The following is a 20,842-nucleotide window of genomic DNA, read 5'->3' as shown; positions in this document are numbered from 1 at the left end:
TCCTTCAGGAATATGTAGATCGTATCGTGATCCAATCGTCCACTGATATCAACCATTATGACGCGGAAATCACGTACAGGGTTTTTAATGGTGGAGGCGAGGGGATTTGAACCCCTGTCCGAAGACATCGCCACATAGGCATCTACGGGTGCAGTCACAGATTTGATGTCACCCTAGCAAGCGCCCCGTAACCGGCTATCGCTAAGGTCAGCCTGATTGTCTTCTTCAGCACACCCCAGGCGGAGATGTGACAGCGTATTCCACTACTTGTTAGCCCCTAATCCAGTCACATGGACGATGCTGGGTAGAAGCACGCACACAGTTTCTTAGGCTTCTATATATTGATATTTTATTGGTCAAGTAACCCATGATTTTTAGCCAAATTGATAATTTCTAGAATAGGTATTACTTCGTTAGGCATTATTCCCGCCCCTTTTACTGCAACAGCTATCACCTCTGCATTTTCGTTAACGATTGGCCCTCCACTATTACCCTCATAAATTGTAGGTGATATTTCATGACGACTGTATCTCATCTTATCAATCTCATGTATCCTTCTACCTTTCACAAATCCATTCTCAACTCTTATCTCCTGTCCCATTCTATAGTTTGGATATCCTATGAGATCAATGAGCTGTTCTTCCTTAATATCAATGTTGTATTTGAATCCTTCTATGGAGTAATTAATATCACTAGGTGTTAAGATAGCAATGTCTCTTTTAATATCATAACAAGCTACTTTCAATTGACAAGCAGGTTTATAATCGTGCTTAAAGGCGTGCAAGTAATATTCATTGGGAAACTTAGTTTCTAGTTCCAAAGCAACTAGCACATCTTTAATTACGTGAGCATTAGTAACCACTCCTATTCCCCTAAGTAAAAATCCTGTTCCCTGTCCATAATATATGTCAGTACACTTATCGTCTCCAGGAATGTAGACCACAATGGGGCTACTATGATCTATAACATAAGTATAACCTTCATATATTTTTCTTTTATTAATTTGTTGCTCTACAAATTTAATAACTTTATTTTCTGGAGAGACATTATTATAACGGCTAGCTAACTTTAAATAGACTGGGTCGTTTGTACCTTTTACATGCCCTACATGATTAATCATACCTTTCAGTACTGAAAACATCTCCGAAGACTTTCCTCTTGCTGTTTGTCGAAATGGATATTTACTTTGAAACACTTTCCTTGCAACATCGAGATCAGCACTATTCTTTTCTATACAATTCAAAATGGAACGAATTCTACGAATGTATATCCTGCTTACGTTTAACTTGTCATTTACGGTTATACCTGTTACAGATTGGTTACTTTTACGATTTTGCAATCTTATTTTCTGTCCGTTCACTTTGAAGCCATTCTTCTTAATAATCTGTAATAATTTCTCACTTAACACTATCTGCCTATTCTCATTCAAAAATGCAATACTTTTAGGAAAATCCGTTTTATTTGTAGAGAATGTAATATCATCTGCATATCGTGTATATTTAACCCCTTTGCTTTCAAGGGAGAGTTGCTTAAGTTCTTTATCCAGACTCTTAGCGAGAATATTAGATATTATTGGAGATGTCGCCGCTCCTTGAGGCAAAAAACCCTCATGATGAGTACATATATTTGCAAAAGTTGTAGCGACCGTTTCATTCAGCCTAAAATACGAGGTAAACATCTTTCTAACCCTTGCAAAAGATATACTCTCAAAAAAGTTTTCCAAATCCACATTTAATACAAAAGATTTTTTTAAATGCTCCGAAGCATTTGTAACAATACTTCGCTTTTCTATAAAACCATGTGCCCTATTATGGGGATTGAAGTTCAGAGAAAGTATGTAGGCAAGCTTTTTTTGAAGAATCACCAGATTTTTCGAGGGAGAGTGGATTGTACGATAGCCGCCATTCTTTTTACTCAAGTGAAAAGATGTGTAGTTAATATATTTGTCTCTAATAAGAATCTTCCAAAGAAACTCAGTGGGAATCTCCAAAAGCAATGCGACATCTTCAAAATCAAACAACCTCTTGAATTTAGCTTTTATTTCTTCGTCCGAACTTTGTAATGATGGTTGCACTAAAGTACTGATAAAAGTCACCTCTGTCAAAGAAGTAGGCAAACAAGTGCAGTTCTACCTTTCTAAATCATACCGTTGATACCATATGAGACAATTGGATAAACAACGAGAAGAGAGAATAGCGATGTGTAGATACATTGAAATACGAGATAGCGTTTATCACCATCAAAAATTCAACTGCATCTTGTTTGCCTATAATATTATACTACAGTTCATCTATACTTGTCTTTTTTCACAAGTATCAACCAAACACTTAGTATATTAAGATTTCCATCATATGCTAATTTTTGAAAAAACAACAAAGAAAACGTTATTGCCTTCTTGTCTTTCCGCATCTTTCAAAGACGACTGTTCCCCAAGAGTAGCGGAATATTATAATTCAGCTACTCTTGTCTTATCAAATAATATCTCATCCCTCATTCGCAGCTGCACCGTCAAAAACAACCGCTTCGTCTCCCGCTGAATAAACACCTTTAATACAAACTTCATCGCCAACTGATTCAGCATCTGAGGATTCGGTACTTCTGCATCAAGTAGCCCGATCATCGTCTGCATATTGTATTTGCCAGATGCAATGTATTCTTCAGGCACTGAGAGATTCAGCAGGCTCAACGACAACACAACCAGTTCTCGCTTCTTAGCTGCTAACTCCTGCTGCATCTCATTCAACTTATCCTCTGACGCTTTTCTGCTCGTATATCGCGCTCAACAGTGACGACACGTTTCCTCAAAACATCAACTACCATTTCAGTTTTTTTCATCATTTAGCTGCTCTATACTCTGCATTACAAATCGCTTGAGCAAGCTCCTTAGCAGCCATTTCCACCTCAGGCCACAGGGCGTTTCTCCTAACCTTGATCTGATTAGAGATCTGCATTAACTGCCCAGAGCCAGACAATAACTCTTGCTCCAGCTTCTTTCTTAGAGCAAGGATATCTCGGTCAACGTTTGCGATCTCCGATTGGGGTATCCCCTGATTGGGATTGAACACAAACTTTTTCTCAATATTGTTTTTCCAATCCATCAATTTCCTAGTATATGTAGGGCCGAAGCCTGGAACTTGCAGGATAGAATTAGCCTTGACATCTAATGCTGTTTCAATTCCGAAAGCTTCAAGAGTAGCTTTACGACTTGTGCCAATACCGTCAATACTGGCGCTTTCTATCCTGTGGCGTTGCAAGTGAGCTTGAAGTTGCATACGATGTCGGTCAATCTTCAATCTATTCAACTTCTCCGCCCTTAGTTGATCTAACCCCTCGTAATCCTTTTTAAGCTGCTCTAGCTGGAATTTCTTTTGCCTAAATGACTCATCGCTTGCTTCTTTGAGCCAACGTTGTGAAATCTGCTCCCAACGTTGTTGGGCTTCCGCCCTCCTTGTCTCCCAACCTTGGTTCAATTGCGATGCGTCTGATCTGTAAATTGCAGATGTAACTATAGCAGCAACTAACACGATAACAAACCATGCCTCTGGAATCATAAAGAGTAACACAAACCCTACAACTGGAGGAATAGCAGAAAGATTTTTTCTGATTTTAGATTGTTTATAGCTTTCAACGAGTTGTGGGTCAGCGACTACACTAATTGAAGTCGGATTTGGCAGTTGCATTGCAGTTCCAGGCGTAGGAACTCCTGATATCTGTAACCATATCCGTTGTAAATCGAAAGTATTATTATGTTGTGTTGTTGCTGTAGCTATAACTGCATGGAAGAGAACAACTCCAGTTTTTTGCTCTAGGTCACACCACGGGCAGCCTCTATTGACATCAGAGAATAAATGTCCTTCTTTAGGATTGCATTTTCTCAACTTACTTGATAGCGCCTCTAGTTCTTTAACCCACTCTTCAGGCTTAGGTCGAGCATTATCTCTACCACTCTCTTTAGAGAAGGCCCTTTCAAATAAATTAGATATTTGAAAGGGGATTGTTCCCATATGAACGGTCCCTGGCGGTGGTTGCATCATCATTGATGGAGCTGAACTACTGTAAGCGAACCTGTACTCTTTAATTGCCTTCTCAATAGGCATTTCTCCAGAACCAAGATACCGTCCAGCAAAAGGATGTCTCCCCATGAACAACAATAGAAATATGAATAACGCTAGTCCAAAGTTATCATGGTTCTGCGTTCTTGTTATATCTCTATAGGACGATATACTTTGTAATTCTGGAGGCTGATACATTGGTATTCCAACTTCACACTTGAATAGCCTGCTTGTTGTACTAATTTGAAAGCTGTCACAGTCCAACAGTTTTACTGTAGCTTGATCTGTCACATAAAAATTTCCATGATTGATATCTCCAACAACATGTCCGCTTTCATGCACCGAAGCAAATGCACGCGCTAGGTTTGTCGCTGTATGGACAAGAAATGAATATGTCGCATTGGGGAACTCCAGTAACCTTGTTTTAGGCCCATACAACTTATGAATTTCTTTGCCAGTCAATTTAGGCATAAGGAACCCTATAACTTGACCATTGGCATTCCGCAATGTATCAGTAGGCCAGGTAGTGAACGTCAAGAGGGCGTCCGACTTCAAATTTACCATTGTCTTTATCTTCTCTTGTTTCTCATTCGTTATCGGCTGATGGTATATTTTCGCCACGGTATTGCTGTTTGACTTTACAGAATAGACGCCCCCCTCCCCGCCTCTGCCAAGCTCGCTATCCAAATACACGACACTACCTGCACTATTAATTGCACTTGTTATGATTTTCATGAACTCTTTTCACCAGGAGGCGTGACTTTCCTGCTTGTGGCCAGAATCAAGCTTTTATCATCATCCGTACGACTATTGACTTTATCCGATTCAAGAAAAGCTCTAAGTGAATTCGTAAATTTATCAGATTCTGCTTCTTGTTGATCTCTAAGTGCTGCAAAAAAAGGGCGAAAAAATGGATTGTGGGCACTTTGTGATTGATAATGCAGAGCCAGCCTTTGAATACCATCTGTAAATAGAGCAATCTCAGAACAAACTCTACCTGATAACAAGCTAAACTGAAGCATTTCGGTGGCATTTGTTTGAGTCAAAAAATATGTTGTATTCTCATACTCGCCCTGTTGAGGCCAGAATTGCCAGTTATACTCGTCTTCTTCCTCGGGACTATTCGTTACAATCGCCCCATCACCAATCTGAGCAAATACAGCGCACGAATCGTCAATTACTACTGACAAGAATGTACAAGCGAATTCTCTGGATGATAGCCCCATAGCTTCAGCCCGTACCTTGACCTCATTCTGGAAGCGTATTACCCATTCTTCGTAAAATTCACGATCAAGCCTATGGATACTACTCCCTGTATTAAGATATGAAGTGATCTCATCAACAAATAGCGAACAAGCGAGCTCCGAACCAATTTCCGAATGACTCGCGCTACCCGCTCCGTCTGATACTACTGCAATAAGAACTTCATGGTCATTAGATGATTGAATCACACGACACAAGGAATAATCCTGACACGGGGCTTCACTCTTTTCATGCGAAGTGCCTCGTACAGATGCATTTGCATATCTCCACACTTCAGATCACGCCCCACCCATCAGGACTTGCAGGATTTTCAAGTTTAATCTGATCTCCAGGTGTAGAGTGAGAAACAGAACTTAGTGAATTAGATAGCCATGAGAAAAGCTCTTTAAATCGAAGTCCTTTTAACTTCAATGGTTCTCTGACAGAAATTTGTTTAAGCGTGTTCATATCAGCGTTCTCTACCCCAACTGCAAAAAACATAAAAGATTTTGACGCTTCTCCATCTTTTACAAGTGATGCGGCACGTTGCCAATTGTCCGTCGGAGCGCCATCCGTAATTAAAAATATCCACGGTCTATAGTAGGAAACACCATTCTGTTTGTACACTTCTTTACGTAACTTTAGCATCTCCAGACCGTATTCAATTGCGCTTCCCATAGGCGTATCATTGTCAGCAATCAATGTTGGAGGATAAAACGCATCTGGTGTTTGAAAGTCAGAAATAACCTGAACAGGCCCAAAGGTTACTATTGCCAGTTCAACCCTTTTAGCCGCCATTGCATCAGAAGTTAGCTCCTCTTTGAAGACAGATAAACCATTATTAAGTTGATTTATCGGATTTCCGTTCATTGAATACGATGTATCAAGCAATAAAATACACGGACATCTTGGCTCAGGATTTTCCGCAAACTCAGCGGCAAAAGGAATCTGATTAAAGTCACTCATATCATTATTCACTCCTTAATGTAAATCTTTTTACTCGTGCTGGAAGTTCCACTTCTACGTTTTCCTCATGCAAACATAATTTCCATTATCAACATTCGACTATATGTGACTTTTTTCCTGCATTGAATAGAAAAAAGCGCCTTATTTGGCGCTTCTCCTCTTTACACTAGGACTGTAGTCGGCATTCCAATACATGTATTGCAGCTTTTCGTTACTCTCAGGCTTCTACCACCACTATCCAATAGTCTAAAAGAAGCAAGATACGATATAAACTCCTAATTCAGTTAACGATTTTCCTTATCTTTTGCTCTTAGAATTGATTTTAATAATGCCTTCTCGTCATCGTTGGTTTGAGACAATGTCACCAACGGTGAGATAGAACTTTGGACTACTTCTTTGCCGAGACTGTAATATGTTGTCTTGAAACTAACGTAATCTATATTCATTTTTGGAATCAAGTGTTTATTTTGATCAAATATATTAAGCGAATCACAAATTAGGATTCCATCATCAACATTGGAATTCAGCACATATTTCCCTTCAAAGCTTTTTCCAGACTTCAGAAAAATATTTACAATCAGCTCTGATCGCCCTAAAAACTTCGACACTTTTATAGTAGGGATAAGTGCAATGTAATATAAGATTGTTAAAGCAATTATTTGGCCTATAATTAAACTGTCTAATAAATGAATCTTGAATAGCATTTGAAAGGAATGTGAATACTCAATATTCCTTTGATTTGCTTTTATCAAGCATTCATTCACAATAACGCCGTATAATGCAGAAAAGAACAAACCGTAAACCAGTATGAAAATCATAATGATGATAATAAACATGCTTCTTTGACGTTTTGTAACTGATTGACTATGTAACTTCTTGGATAATTTCTTTTGAGCACTTTCCCAGCATAAAAGTACAATAATAAATATCAAAACAGAAAGTGCGACTAACATTGAGATGGGATTAATCCAGGCAACCATAGCCTTGTGGGCCCATGCATACTTATATTCATGATCGATTGTTGTAATATAAATCGCATATAAAGAAACGCCAATAGTAATAACAATCGAAAGGTATATTGTTCTAAACAATCTAGCCCAACCGCTCATATATTGTGTTTCTTCCAGTGAAATAAAAAATCTGAATGGATTATTTTTTACTTTGTAAACCGTTGTGACGACTGCAATTATTATTGCCCCTACAAATCCTGAAAACCCTATTGAAGGAGTAATCAGTGCCCCCCACACATCCCACATCTCATTCCCACCTTTTACAAAATTTCACTTTATTTATTATTGTACACCGTGTTGACTTAAACGCAAGCATTTCATCATAACAGCAAAAACACCATCCTCTCGCGGATGGTGTTCATGGTATTGGTGGAGGCGAGGGGATTTGAACCCCTGTCCGAAGACATCGCCACATAGGCATCTACGGGTGTAGTCACAGATTTGATGTCACCCTAGCAAGCGCCCCGTAACCGGCTATCGCTAAGGTCAGCCTGATTGTCTTCTTCAGCACACCCCAGGCGGAGATGTGACAGCGTATCCCACTAAGAGTGAGCCCCTACATCTGGCACATGGGCGATGCAAGAGAGGAGCTTAGCATACAGTTTCTTAGGCTGCTGCTAAAGTTGTACGTTGGTTGCCATTTAATAGGCTTTAGCGTTGATGAAGCGGACGCGTCCCCACTACCCGCAACCCATGCTCGAACTATCCCCGTCGAATCCATAAACGCCCCCAATGTAGCATAAACGGCCTTGATTCCACTAAGCTCTATACAAGCCTCGCGGTGATCCGTTTAGCAGGTCTGACGTGAATCGACGCAGTCACCGACAATCTTCAAGCATCATCGGTCATAAGCGTTTCGAGCAAAAGTTGTTGTTTCTTGCTGCTCATTTAGTATAACACAGGATTGAAGCCCACAGGCGAAAGTCTTTCTGGAAGGAATGGCGGTGTTCGCCACATGAACCAGTTAGCACGCTCGCTTGTAAAATTACCGCGCTACCTTCTGCTTCTCACGCAGAGCACGCTGAATGTCACGCTGTGCATCTTTCTTCGCGGCGCTCTCGCGCTTGTCATACTGCTTCTTACCTTTACCAAGTCCAATAAGCAGCTTGGCATAACCGTTCTTCACATAGATCTTGAGCGGCACAATCGCATATCCATCCTGCTTGGACAAGCCCAGCAGCTTATGAATCTGCTCCTTGTGCAGCAGCAGCTTGCGCGTTCTGGTCGGGTCGGTCGGATTGTGGCGGTTGCCCTGTTCGAACGGGCTGATGTGCATATTGTGTATGAACATTTCACCATTCCGGATCGTTGCAAACGCATCACTGATATTCGCTTTTCCCGTACGCAGCGCCTTGATCTCGGTCCCCATCAGCACAATGCCCGCTTCATACGTATCCTCGATGAAATAGTCATGGGAAGCCTTCTTGTTCTGGGCGAGTTGTTTCCCGTCACTCTTCTTGCCCATGCCGATCACCTCTTTGTTTGTAGCGTTGCATGGCTGTCTGGAGCCACTCGATGAAAATACGGACTCCTAACAGGCTTTGTCAGGAGTCCATTGTAACAACTTTACAAACCGAAATCAAGAATACTCTGCATTGCAGCGCCATTAGGCCTGTAATCAATGTTCCTTGATTAACCTCACGGTGTTTGCCTCAGCTTCTATTTCCGTTTCTTTCTTACAAAAGCAGCCGTTTCGTTACCGCCGCTCTTTTTCTTCCTTAATGATCCAGTTCCAGAATCGGGTTTCGCTGTAGCGCTCGCTCCACTTGTCCCTTCACCGGTTGATGCTTTCTTTCTGCGGGAGCCCTTGCCGTTACCGCTGCCCGTACTGGTTCTTCCAGCACCCCCGGAGGAACCTTTGAAACCACGATCCCCGCCGTTTCTGCCTCGTCCAGACCCGCCATTTCTGCCTCTATTGAAGGAACGATCCGGATCTTCCCCATCATCGATGATGCCGCCCGTACCTCGGATTGGCAAACCCCACATATCTGTGCGAAGCGCACCACGGCGCGTTTCGCCTCCTGATCCGCCGCCCTGCTCTGCGGATGCAGCGCCGCTGCGGTCATTGCCCTCGCCAAGAATCCGATCCAGATTGTAGTCATCCTCAGGCTTCCATGCCCGTGTATCTGAACCGTTTGGCTGCCCGCCTCCGGCGCGTCTTGCGCCATCACCTGCTCGGCCTCGACCTTCACCATTCCGCTCATTCGCCCCGCCGCGCTTACGTCCGCTTCGCTCACCAGCTCCCGCTCCGCCACGTCCGCTTCGCTCGCCTGCTCCCGCTCCGCCACGTCCGCTTCGCTCGCCTGCTCCCGCTCCGCCACGCCCGCTTCGCTCGCCTGCTCCCGCTCCGCCACGTCCGCTTCGCTCGCCTGCTCCCGCTCCGCCACGCCCGCTTCGCTCGCCTGCTCCCGCTCCGCCGCGTCCGCTTCGCTCGCCAGCTCCCGCTCCGCCGCGTCCGCTTCGCTCACCAGCTCCCGCTCCACCGCGTCCGCTTCGCTCACCAGCTCCCGCTCCACCGCGTCCGCTTCGCTCGCCAGCTCCCGCTCCGCCACGTCCGCTTCGCTCGCCTGCTCCCGCTCCGCCACGCCCGCTTCGCTCGCCTGCTCCCGCGCCACCGCGTCCGCTTCGCTCGCCTGCTCCCGCTCCGCCGCGGCCAACCCGCTCGCCGCCGCTGCGCCCGCGTCCGCCGCCGCTGCGGCCGCTCAGAAACTCGCGGCCTCGCCCTACACCAGCGCCCTGCGCTTTATTCTCCACCATTGCAAAATCAATGGTGTGCTCATCCATATTCACGCGCTCCACGCGAATCCTCACCTCATCGCCAATGCGGTACGTCTTCGACGTCCGCTCGCCGATAAGCAGCATATGCTGCTCGTGGAAATGATAATAATCATCCACGAGATCGCTAAGCCGGATGAGCCCTTCCACCGTGTTCTCGAGCTCGACGAAAATACCGAAGCTCGTCACACTGCTAATAATACCGTCGAATTCCTCGCCGATCTTATCCAGCATGAACTCGCACTTCTTAAGCTTATCCGTATCGCGTTCGGCCTCGACCGCGACACGTTCGCGCTCCGAGGATTGCTGCGCAATATCCGGCATCCTGGCAGACAGCGCATCAATACGCGCCTCTGGCAGTATCCCGCCATTCTCGAACACCTCACGCATCACACGGTGAATGACAAGGTCAGGATAACGCCGGATCGGCGATGTGAAGTGGGAATAGAACTCCGCAGCCAGCCCGAAATGCCCCAGACTCTGTGCATCATACTTCGCCTGCTTCATCGAACGAAGCATGACAGTGGAGATCACGGTCTGCTCCTTCGTCCCGCGGATTTCCTCCAGCAGCGTCTGCAGCGCGCGCGGATGAATTTCACTGCCGCCCTTGCCTTTAATCGTGTAGCCGAAGTTCGCCGCGAACTGAACGAAGTGCAGCAGCTTCTCCATATCCGGATTCTCGTGCGTCCGATACAAGAACGGCACGCGCAGCCAATAGAAATGCTCGGCTACCGTCTCGTTAGCCGCAAGCATGAACTCCTCAATAATCTGCTCGGCCACCGAGCGTTCACGTTTCACGATATCGACCGCCTTGCCCTCGCTGTCCACAATCACCTTGGACTCCACGAAGTCAAAATCAATCGCGCCCCGCTTCATCCGATGCGACCGCAGACGCATTGCAAGCTCTTCCATCAGCTTGAACGTATCGACAAGCTCCGCATAACGCTCCGTCACCTCAGGATCCTCATCCTGCACGATTTTGCGCACATTCGTATACGTCATCCGCTCTTTCGTCCGGATCACGCTCGTGAACACATCATGACGCACCCGCTTCAGCGTCTTCGCGTCGAACTCCATCTCGCAGGACATCGTCAGCCGGTCCACCTGCGGGTTCAAGGAACAGATCCCGTTGGACAGACGATGCGGCAGCATCGGAATCACCCGATCGACCAAATAGACGCTGCAGCCGCGCCGGTAAGCCTCCTGATCCAGCGCAGACTTCTCCCGCACATAATAGCCCACATCGGCAATATGCACGCCCAGCACATAGTTGCCGTTCTCCAGACGCTCCACATTAACCGCATCATCAAGATCCTTCGCGTCCTCGCCGTCAATCGTCACAATGACCTTATCGCGCAGATCGCGGCGGCCCTGGCGCACAATCTCTTCCTCCGTGATCGCATCCGGCGCTGCCTCCGCTTCCTCCATTACATCATCAGGGAAGCCCTCAGGCAGCTGATGCTTGCGGATAATGGAGAGAATATCGACGCCCGGATCATCCTTGTGCCCAAGCACCTCAATAATCTCGCCCTCGGCAGCAGACCGCCCTTCCGGATAATTCGTGATGCGCACGACGACCTTTTGGCCGGACACCGCCCCTTGGAACTGCCCCTTAGGTATGAAAATATCGCGATTAATCCGTTTATCATCCGGCAGCACAAACCCATAGGCATCATGATTGTCGAACGTGCCGACAATTTGCGTAACGGCGCGTTCCACGATCCGAACGACTTCGCCTTCCATACGGCCGCCGCCCTCACTCTTGGACGTAATGCGCACGAACACCGTGTCGCCGTTCATCGCGCTTTTAAGATCATTGGCATGCAAATAAACGTCCGGATGCTCCTTGTCCTCAGGGAGCAGGAACGCAAAGCCTTTCGCATGCGCTTGTATGCGGCCGCGCAGCAGATTCATCCGCTCCGGCACTCCATATCGGTCATTGCGGGTTCGGACGATCTTCCCCTCATCCTCCAGACCATTCAACATGACCAGAAAAGACTTATAAGATTCGGCATCTCCTCTGCCTAATTGTTCATCCAATTCCTGATAGGTCATTGGCTTGTACGCCTGTTCACGCATGAAATCAAGAAGCTGCTGCTCCGTCACCATATCTCTCACCTCATGTACCGCGATGCCGTCTATCGAATATGCAGCAGTCGGTTGATAGATTCCTATATACCATATAGTATACACGAAACTAAGCATTACCATCCGCACTTGCTGAAAAGCAGCCCAAAATTCCTCATAAATCATGCAAAATTTCTATAATTAACCCCCGAAACCCATTAGCTCAAATAGCCTCATTGATATTTGCGAACATTCGTTCTATAATATAAGCAAAATCGCAGCATCAGCCACAGATCATCAGCTATATGGGATAAGGAGCGGTTAAGTTGATAAAGTTGTTCCAGTATAACTGGATGGTAAGAGAGGAATGGTTCCAACGATTCAAGCAAGTCTCAACTGAGGAATTGTTGCGCAAGCGAATTGGCGGGGCAGGCTCTATTCTTTATACCCTTTTTCATATTTTGGACGTGGAATATAGTTGGATTCGCGGCATACAAGGCAAACAGGAAATCATCGTACAATTCGAGGACTATGAGACACTTCAGCAAATAAAGGAGCTTTCCGATTGTTGGCTTACTGAAGTACAAGCGTTCTTGCATACATGGTCTAATGATTTTGAACACGAGACTGTGACCGTTCCGTGGACTGAAGGGGATTTTATCAAAGGTGAAATATTACGCCATTTAATCGCACACGAAATTCATCATATGGGCCAGCTATCCGTATGGGCGAGAGAGATTGGACTGCAACCCGTATCAGCGAATGTCATAGGCAGAGGATTGCCCAGTTGAGTTAAGAAGAAATTAAAAAAAGCGGGATTCATCCCGCTTTTCGCATGTTACCTATACAGGTTTCACCAAGTAGGCAACAATCAGTGCCGTCACGAAAAATCCAACCGCGACGCCAATTGTCAGACGTTGCAAGAACAAGTCCAAACCGCGCGCTTTTTGTTTGCCGAACAAATGCTCAGCACCACCGGAGATCGCACCCGCCAGTCCCGCACTTTTCCCCTTTTGAAGAAGAACGACCGTAATTAAGGCCAACGAGAAAACAATAAGCAAAATTCTGAATGTAATTTCCACAGTTCCACCTCCTGCATAAGGAGCATCTCATTTGCCGCTGTCCCGTCACACATGGAGACAAGACCTAAAAACAGCATTATCAGTGTAACACAATTAACACATAATTTCAAGAAATATTAGTATATTCAGCAACCATTCCCCTTCTGCGCATGCTCTATTTGCAAGACTCCATTCTCTTGAAAGAATTCAAGTGACTTCTTCATACTCTCCACTGACGAAGAGGAGAACTGCTCCTGCTCCACAAAAATATATTGAACGCCGGCCTCCTCTGTCGCCTGCAGCACACCTTTCAGATCCACATTGCCCTTGCCGATCTCGGTATCGCGGCGCCCCGCGCCAAAGTCTTTGAAATGCACCAGCGGCACCCTGCCAGCATAACGCATCAAATAATCAACCGGCTTCTGGCCGCCCATATGAATCCACCCCAGATCGAACTCCGCGATCAAATAGTCCGCCGGAATGCGTTCCAACAGCAGATCAATAACCCGTTTATTATTATCCACCATCTTGAATTCAAAATCGTGGTTGTGGTAGCCATACTGGAGCCCGCCCTCATATACCTGCTTTCCGACAAATTCCAGAATATTGGCCAGATAGGTGACATCATCCGCTGAAGGCTTCTCCGGCAAAGGCGCCCAAGGGGTGATCAAATATTCCAGCCCAATTTCCTTCGCGTATTCAATTTGCTTGGTGATATCATGCTTTATTTTGCTGCGGTCATCGTCATAATGAAGGCTGACATGGGCAGAGGGCGCTTTCAGACCGATATTGTCCAGCACAGACTTCAGCTCGCTCGCAGGTGTTGCATAATATCCGGAGAACTCCACCGCTTGATAGCCCATCTCCTTCACCTTATGAAGCGTACCCAAAAAATCCTTCTCAGCCAAATCCCGCAGCGAATACATCTGCAATCCAATAATCGGGGCCACTCTCATCCACTCCTTCATTCATTAACGCCTCACGCCTCATAAATGAGAACATACACGCTAAGTGTTCGCGCCAGCCGCCTGTTTTATCCCCCCATGACAAAAAGAGAGAGCATCGCCTGATAATCAAGCAATACTCTCCCTTATATATGGCCTGCCCTAACAGGCAGCCCTATTCAACCTGAACCGGGTCATGCCGCCATAAGCTAGCGTTTACCGGATTCATACGAATTACTTGAAGCTTTTCAGGTTGTAGAATGCGCTTTTGCCTGCATATTGAGCCGTGGAGCCCAGTTGGTCTTCAATGCGAAGCAATTGGTTGTATTTTGCAACACGGTCCGTACGGGACGGAGCGCCGGTTTTAATTTGGCCTGCGTTGGTAGCTACAGCGATATCAGCGATCGTGCTGTCCTCGGACTCGCCGGAACGGTGGGAGATAACAGCTGTGTAGCCTGCGCGCTTAGCCATCTCGATTGCGTCGAAAGTCTCAGTAAGCGATCCGATTTGGTTAACTTTAACGAGGATGGAGTTGCCTACACCCTTCTCGATACCATCGGACAGACGCTCTGTGTTCGTTACGAACAGATCGTCGCCAACGAGTTGGATTTTGCTGCCCAATTTATCAGTGAGCAGTTTCCAGCCCTCCCAATCGTCTTCGGAGCAGCCGTCTTCGATTGTGATGATTGGATATTTATCAACCCATGAAGCAAGCAGGTCAACGAACTCAGCAGGCGTGAAGGATTTGCCTTCGCCTTCGAGGTGGTATTTGCCGTCTTTGAAGAACTCAGTGGAAGCAACGTCCATACCGAGGAATACGTCTACGCCCGGCTTGTAGCCTGCGCGCTCGATAGCAGCAAGGATCGTCGTGATTGCTTCTTCATTGGAGCCAAGGTTAGGAGCGAAGCCGCCTTCGTCGCCAACTGCAGTGTTCAGGCCTTTATCTTTCAGAACTGATTTCAGGTTGTGGAAGATTTCTGCGCCGATGCGAAGCGCTTCTTTGAAGTTCTCAGCGCCTACAGGCAGAACCATGAACTCTTGAACATCAATGTTGTTGTCCGCATGCTCGCCGCCGTTAACGATGTTCATCATAGGTACTGGAAGAGTCTTAGCGTTGAATCCGCCAAGATAAGTATACAAAGGCACATCTAGAGCGTCTGCCGCTGCGCGTGCAACTGCCATCGATACTGCAAGAATCGCGTTAGCGCCAAGCTTCGCTTTGTTAGGCGTACCGTCAAGCGCGATCATCGTACGGTCGATCAATACTTGATCAAGCGCATCCAGACCGATAATTTCAGGAGCGATAATCGAATTCACGTTCTCAACAGCTTTCAGAACGCCTTTGCCGAGGTAACGGCCTTTGTCGCCATCACGAAGCTCAACAGCCTCATATGCGCCAGTGGATGCGCCGGATGGTACGATTGCGCTGCCTTTGCCGCCGGACTCAAGAACAACTTCAACTTCTACAGTCGGGTTACCACGGGAATCAAGCACTTCGCGTGCATATACGTCAGTAATGATAGACATTGAATAGAACACTCCTTTAATTTGTTGGATAGATCATTTATATGGAACCGCAGCTTCCCGCCTGGCAGATACAGCTGAATTGCTCTACCGCCAGGCTGCTGCCGTCTCAACTATACATTATACCTCATTTATGAGGGTTGCACCCGTCATTTCAACCGGCTTCGCCAATTCGAGCAGCGAGAGCATCGTCGGAGCCAGATCGGCCAGAATACCGCCTTCGCGCAGCGTAACGCCTTGCTTCGTGACGATAAGCGGAACCGGGTTCGTCGTATGCGCCGTGAACGGACGGCCAAGCTCGTCAATAACCATATCGGCATTGCCGTGGTCTGCAGTAATCAGGCACACGCCGCCTTTTGCAAGAACAGCATCGACCACTTTGCCCAGACATTCATCCGTAGCTTCTACCGCCTTGATCGTCGGCAGCAGCATACCGGAGTGTCCGACCATATCCGGGTTAGCGAAGTTCAGAATGATCGCATCATGCTTATCCGACTCGATCTCCTTCACTGCCGCTTCAGCTACTTCATATGCGCTCATCTCAGGCTTCAGATCATAGGTAGCAACTTTGGGCGAGCTAATAAGAATACGTGTCTCGCCGGGAAGCTCCACGTCACGTCCGCCGCTGAAGAAGAACGTCACATGCGGGTATTTCTCCGTCTCCGCAATACGGAGCTGTGCTTTGCCGTTCTGCACGAGCACTTCCCCAAGCGTATTGTCGAGGTTCTTAGGAGAATATGCGACATAGCCGCCAACCGTCTCGCTGAACAGTGTCAGACAAACGAAGTGCAGGTTCATCGGAATTTTCAGTCCACGGTCGAATCCGCGGAAATCCTGGTTGGTGAACACCTGCGACAATTGAATGGCACGGTCAGGACGGAAGTTGAAGAACACGATAGCATCGTTTGATTCAACCAGCCCTACCGGCTTGCCGTCTTCGCCCACGATCACAGTCGGCATAACGAACTCGTCATAGACGGACTTTTCATAGGATTCAACGACCGCTTGAACAGGATCCGTATACTGCGGGCCTTCGCCATATACCATAGCGCGGTAGGACTTCTCCGTACGCTCCCAGCGCTTGTCGCGGTCCATCGCATAGTAGCGGCCCTGCACAGTTGCGATCCGCCCTACGCCAACCTCTGCGATCTTCGCTTGAAGCTGCTCCAGATAGCCTTTGGCGCTATCCGGCGATACATCCCGGCCATCCAGGAAGGCGTGAATGTATACCTCGGACAAGTCTTCCTTCTTCGCCAGATCAAGCAGTGCGAACAGATGCGCGATATGACTGTGAACGCCGCCATCAGACAAAAGGCCATACAGATGGAGCTTCGTGCCGTTCGATTTCGCATGACGGACTGCACCGATCAATGTCTCATTGTCAAAAAACTCGCCATCACGGATCGATTTGCTGATCCGGGTCAGATCCTGATATACAATACGTCCAGCACCGATGTTCAGGTGGCCGACCTCGGAGTTGCCCATCTGGCCTTCCGGCAAGCCTACGGCTTCGCCGCAAGCCGTCAATGTCGTATTCGGATATTGCGCCAGGTAACGGTCATAATTCGGCTTGTTCGCCTGCGCGACCGCATTGCCTGTTACATCGTTGCGAAGACCGAAGCCATCCAGAATAATAAGCGCTACCGGTTTTGGTACCGACATCTTACTTCGCCCCCTCGACAAGCTGGATGTAGGAAGCTGCCTCAAGGCTAGCGCCGCCTACCAGAGCACCGTCGATATTGGGTTGCCCCATGTATTCGCTCACGTTGTTCGGTTTAACACTGCCGCCGTATTGAATACGGACAGCATTCGCAGTTTCAGCGCCATAGAGACCTTCAACAATGCCGCGAATGTAAGCAATAACATCCTCTGCATCCTCGGAAGTAGAGGATTTGCCCGTTCCAATCGCCCAGATTGGCTCATAAGCAATGACAACCTCGGCTGCTTGAGCTGCGGACAGACCTTGGAAAGCTGCTTCAGTTTGCACCTTGCAGACTTCCTTCGTTTGGCCGGCTTCACGCTCTTCCAGCTTCTCGCCCACACAGATAATTGGCGTCAGGCCGTGCTTGAAAGCCGCTTGCGCTTTCTTATTCACGATCTCGTCGCTTTCTGCAAAATAAGCGCGGCGCTCGGAGTGGCCGATGATTACATACTTCACGCCCAGATCCTTCAGCATAACACCGCTGATCTCGCCAGTGAATGCGCCATTGTCTTCGAAGTGCACGTTCTGTGCTCCGATCGCAATCGTCGTGCCTTTAGCCGCCTCTACAAGCGCCGGCAGTGCTGTGAAAGGTGCGCAGATGACGGACTCAACACCCTCAACCTCCGCTTTGCCCTTCACATCCGCGAAGAACGATGTCGCTTCGGAAACCGTTTTGAACATTTTCCAGTTACCCGCAATAATGGGTTTACGCATGTTTTTCAGCTCCTTCTATACAGCTTTAATAGCGTGGTGTTTGCTTATTTATCGTTTAATGCAACAACGCCCGGGAGCGCTTTGCCTTCCATGAACTCCAGAGAAGCGCCGCCGCCAGTGGAGATGTGGTCCATTTTGTCAGCCAGGCCGAATTTCTCAGCTGCTGCTGCAGAATCGCCGCCGCCGATAACGGTGTAGCCGGATGTTTCCGCACATGCGCGGGCAACAGCTTGCGTACCATGGGAGAAAGGCTCGATCTCGAATACGCCCATCGGTCCATTCCATACAACAAGCTTGGAGTTCTTAATAACGTCCGCATAGATTTCACGCGTCTTAGGTCCGATATCAATGCCTTCCCAATCAGCAGGAATGCCGTCAACGTTTACAATTTGCGTGTTCGCCTTTGCACTGAAATCGTCGGATACAACGATATCAACCGGGATCAGGAAGTTCTTGCCAAGCTGCTTCGCTTTCTCAATGAAACCAAGAGCCAGATCAAGCTTCTCATTGTCCACAAGGGATTGGCCGATTTCGTGGCCTTGCGCCTTGAAGAACGTATAGGAGAGTCCGCCGCCAATGATGATGTTGTCAGCGATTTCGATCATTTTGTTGATAACATCGATTTTGTCCTTAACCTTGGAGCCGCCCACGATTGCAGTGAACGGACGCTCAGGATTCAGAAGCGCTTTGCCGAGAACATCAAGCTCTTTCTCCATAAGCAGGCCCGATACAGCCGGCAGGTGATGAGCAATGCCTTCTGTCGAAGCATGAGCACGGTGAGCAGCGCCGAATGCATCGTTAACGAACAGATCAGCCAGGCCGGCAAAAGCTTTCGCCAATTCCGCATCGTTCTTCTCCTCACCAGCATTGAAACGAACGTTCTCAAGCAGCAGCACGTCGCCGTTATTAAGCGCAGCCACTTGTGCCTGTACAGCTTCGCCAATGACTTCGTTCGCCTTCACAACTGGCTTGCCCAGCAGCTCGGACAGACGGTTAGCCGCTGGAGTAAGGCGCAGCTCTTCAACAACTTGTCCATTAGGACGGCCCATGTGGCTGGCGAGAATCACTTTAGCACCATTCTCGATCAAGTAATTGATCGTTGGCAGCGTCTCGCGAATACGCTTATCGTCCGTAATCGCACCATTCTCAAGCGGCACATTAAAATCGACACGTACAAATACACGCTTGCCTGATACTTCAACGTCACGCACACTTTTCTTATTCATCGGTTACCCTCCCGGTAGTTGACCCTCAAGAGAGCGCATCAGCCTATTGCCAGGCCGTCTTCCATCATTGGGCAGACTTGCCTGCTGCTGTGCGCCGTCCTGCTAATGGCTATCGCCATTAAGGGCCCTTCTTCTATTCAAAAGCTCTGCCAAACCTATCCATTCTGCTATCCGCACCGTTCTCAGCGATGCGCCGCAGTTTCTATGTCTATTCCCACTCTATATATATCTTTTCCCAGTAATCCTGAAGACACTGAGGCATTCTCTCACAGTAAGGCATTAAGCAAGTCATGAACTGCTTATAGCCGTCCCGTCCGGGATGTTCCCCGGCAAGCGGCTTAAAGCGAACCCCTGCGCAAACCGCCACGAAGGAGCTACCACAAGCAGCTCCTTCGCGAATATAGGGTGCCCAGGGGATTGCCCTGAGCTTGGGTTCCCTAAAGGTTTTCCCTAAAGAAAACGGCTTTCAATGAATAGGGTTCCCTATTATTACAGTCCTTTAGAAGCGATGAAGCCACAAAGATCAACTACGCGGTTCGAGTAGCCCCACTCGTTGTCATACCAGGAAACAACTTTAACCATGTTGCCTTCAACAACCATTGTCGACAGCGCGTCGATAGCGGAAGAAGCAGGGTCGCCATTGTAGTCGCTGGATACAAGCGGCTCTTCGGAGTATTTAAGGATGCCTTTCAGCGGGCCTTCAGAAGCTGCTTTAAGCGCGTTGTTTACTTCTTCAACCGTTACGTTAACTTTCAGCTCAGCAACGAGGTCAGTAACCGATACGTTAGGCGTAGGAACACGCATTGCCATACCGTTCAATTTGCCTTTCAGCTCAGGCAGAACAAGGGAAACTGCTTTTGCTGCGCCAGTGGACGAAGGAATGATGTTCTCAGCAGCCGCGCGAGCACGACGCAGGTCTTTATGAGGAACGTCCAGTACGGATTGATCGTTTGTATAGGAGTGAATCGTCGTCATCATACCTTTGACGATACCGAATTTATCGTTAAGAACTTTTGCGAAAGGAGCAAGGCAGTTCGTCGTACAAGAAGCGTTGGAGATTACAGTGTGAGCGGAAGCATCGTATTTGTCTTCGTTAACGCCCATAACGATCGTGATGTCTTCGTTCGTAGCAGGTGCGGAGATGATAACTTTCTTCGCGCCGCCTTTCAAGTGAAGCTCAGCTTTTTCTTTAGCTGTGAAGATACCAGTGGATTCAACAACGATTTCTACGCCTTCTTGTCCCCAAGGGAGGTTTTCCGGGTTGCGCTCGGCAAATACTTTGATCTCGCGGCCGTTAACGATCAGCGCGCCTTCTTTAGCTTCAACTTTAGCATCAAGCGTACCATGAGTCGTGTCATACTTGAGCAGGTGAGCAAGCGTGTTCGTATCTGTCAAATCATTGACAGCCACCACTTGTACATCTGGATTGTTCAAAGCTGCGCGGAATACGTTACGTCCGATACGTCCAAAACCGTTAATGCCTACTTTTACCATTTTAAATTCCTCCTAAGCGTAGTTTCAATATATCTCAAGACGATCTTGCGGCGACAATTCAGCCA

At 47.4% G+C, this 20,842-nt stretch carries 15 protein-coding genes, 2 other RNA genes and 1 pseudogene; 1 reads left to right on the top strand and 17 read right to left on the bottom strand.

Annotated features, from left to right (window positions below):
- Nucleotides 1-88: 88 nt before the first annotated feature.
- The 10 genes and pseudogenes from ssrA (K0T92_RS23625) to rnr all read right to left on the bottom strand — a co-directional run bounded on the left by ssrA (K0T92_RS23625) (nucleotide 89) and on the right by rnr (nucleotide 12,154).
- Nucleotides 89-434: a transfer-messenger RNA gene (gene ssrA / locus K0T92_RS23625) on the bottom strand.
- Nucleotides 435-442: 8 nt separating this feature from the next.
- Nucleotides 443-2,074 (bottom strand): annotated as a pseudogene (locus K0T92_RS25720) (reverse transcriptase domain-containing protein); the annotation flags it as partial.
- A gap of 372 nt (nucleotides 2,075-2,446) precedes the next feature.
- Nucleotides 2,447-2,743, bottom strand: coding sequence for a hypothetical protein (locus K0T92_RS23610; RefSeq protein ID WP_219875083.1), 297 nt, complete (start codon nucleotides 2,741-2,743; stop codon nucleotides 2,447-2,449).
- Between the two features lie 91 nt (nucleotides 2,744-2,834).
- Complete coding sequence (locus K0T92_RS23605) at nucleotides 2,835-4,787, bottom strand: helix-hairpin-helix domain-containing protein (protein WP_219875082.1); 1,953 nt, start codon at nucleotides 4,785-4,787, stop codon at nucleotides 2,835-2,837.
- Entirely contained in the window at nucleotides 4,784-5,587 is an 804-nt protein-coding gene (locus K0T92_RS23600) for a PP2C family serine/threonine-protein phosphatase (protein WP_219875081.1), read from the bottom strand. The genes K0T92_RS23605 and K0T92_RS23600 overlap by 4 nt, the downstream gene beginning before the upstream one ends.
- Before the next feature lies 1 nt (nucleotide 5,588).
- The gene (locus tag K0T92_RS23595) at nucleotides 5,589-6,260 is read right to left on the bottom strand and encodes a vWA domain-containing protein (protein ID WP_219875080.1); all 672 of its coding nucleotides are present in this window, start codon (nucleotides 6,258-6,260) and stop codon (nucleotides 5,589-5,591) included.
- A gap of 284 nt (nucleotides 6,261-6,544) precedes the next feature.
- Entirely contained in the window at nucleotides 6,545-7,516 is a 972-nt protein-coding gene (locus K0T92_RS23590; protein WP_219875079.1) for a hypothetical protein, read from the bottom strand.
- A 121-nt stretch (nucleotides 7,517-7,637) separates the two neighbouring features.
- Nucleotides 7,638-8,001, bottom strand: a transfer-messenger RNA (tmRNA) gene (gene ssrA / locus K0T92_RS23585).
- Nucleotides 8,002-8,255: 254 nt separating this feature from the next.
- Nucleotides 8,256-8,735, bottom strand: a complete 480-nt coding sequence (smpB, locus tag K0T92_RS23580; protein ID WP_219875078.1) for an SsrA-binding protein SmpB — start codon at nucleotides 8,733-8,735, stop codon at nucleotides 8,256-8,258.
- 194 nt (nucleotides 8,736-8,929) lie between these two features.
- Entirely contained in the window at nucleotides 8,930-12,154 is a 3,225-nt protein-coding gene (rnr, locus tag K0T92_RS23575) for a ribonuclease R (protein ID WP_219875088.1), read from the bottom strand.
- Nucleotides 12,155-12,438: 284 nt separating this feature from the next.
- Here rnr and K0T92_RS23570 point away from each other — a divergent pair, with 284 nt between their 5' ends.
- Complete coding sequence (locus K0T92_RS23570; protein WP_219875077.1) at nucleotides 12,439-12,903, top strand: DinB family protein; 465 nt, start codon at nucleotides 12,439-12,441, stop codon at nucleotides 12,901-12,903.
- 51 nt (nucleotides 12,904-12,954) lie between these two features.
- Here K0T92_RS23570 and secG read toward each other — a convergent pair whose 3' ends face one another.
- The 7 genes from secG to gap form a co-directional block, all read right to left on the bottom strand.
- Entirely contained in the window at nucleotides 12,955-13,194 is a 240-nt protein-coding gene (gene secG, locus K0T92_RS23565) for a preprotein translocase subunit SecG (RefSeq protein ID WP_219875076.1), read from the bottom strand.
- Between the two features lie 125 nt (nucleotides 13,195-13,319).
- Nucleotides 13,320-14,141, bottom strand: a complete 822-nt coding sequence (locus tag K0T92_RS23560; protein ID WP_246628387.1) for a sugar phosphate isomerase/epimerase family protein — start codon at nucleotides 14,139-14,141, stop codon at nucleotides 13,320-13,322.
- A 210-nt stretch (nucleotides 14,142-14,351) separates the two neighbouring features.
- Nucleotides 14,352-15,644 carry a phosphopyruvate hydratase gene (gene eno, locus K0T92_RS23555; RefSeq protein WP_219875075.1) on the bottom strand — a complete coding sequence of 431 codons (1,293 nt, stop codon included), beginning with the start codon at nucleotides 15,642-15,644 and terminating at the stop codon, nucleotides 14,352-14,354.
- Nucleotides 15,645-15,761: 117 nt separating this feature from the next.
- Nucleotides 15,762-17,303, bottom strand: coding sequence for a 2,3-bisphosphoglycerate-independent phosphoglycerate mutase (gene gpmI / locus K0T92_RS23550; protein WP_219875074.1), 1,542 nt, complete (start codon nucleotides 17,301-17,303; stop codon nucleotides 15,762-15,764).
- A gap of 1 nt (nucleotide 17,304) precedes the next feature.
- Entirely contained in the window at nucleotides 17,305-18,057 is a 753-nt protein-coding gene (gene tpiA / locus K0T92_RS23545) for a triose-phosphate isomerase (RefSeq protein ID WP_219875073.1), read from the bottom strand.
- A gap of 44 nt (nucleotides 18,058-18,101) precedes the next feature.
- Nucleotides 18,102-19,283: a phosphoglycerate kinase gene (locus K0T92_RS23540; protein ID WP_219875072.1), complete on the bottom strand. Its 1,182-nt coding sequence runs from the start codon at nucleotides 19,281-19,283 to the stop codon at nucleotides 18,102-18,104.
- A gap of 489 nt (nucleotides 19,284-19,772) precedes the next feature.
- Nucleotides 19,773-20,777: a type I glyceraldehyde-3-phosphate dehydrogenase gene (gene gap, locus K0T92_RS23535; protein ID WP_219875071.1), complete on the bottom strand. Its 1,005-nt coding sequence runs from the start codon at nucleotides 20,775-20,777 to the stop codon at nucleotides 19,773-19,775.
- Nucleotides 20,778-20,842 lie beyond the last annotated feature (65 nt).

The organism is Paenibacillus oenotherae (genome assembly GCF_019443105.1).
GTDB lineage: Bacteria > Bacillota > Bacilli > Paenibacillales > Paenibacillaceae > Paenibacillus_Z > Paenibacillus_Z oenotherae.
Note: the sequence above shows the minus strand (reverse complement) of the source record. Positions and strands in the feature narration are given on the sequence as shown.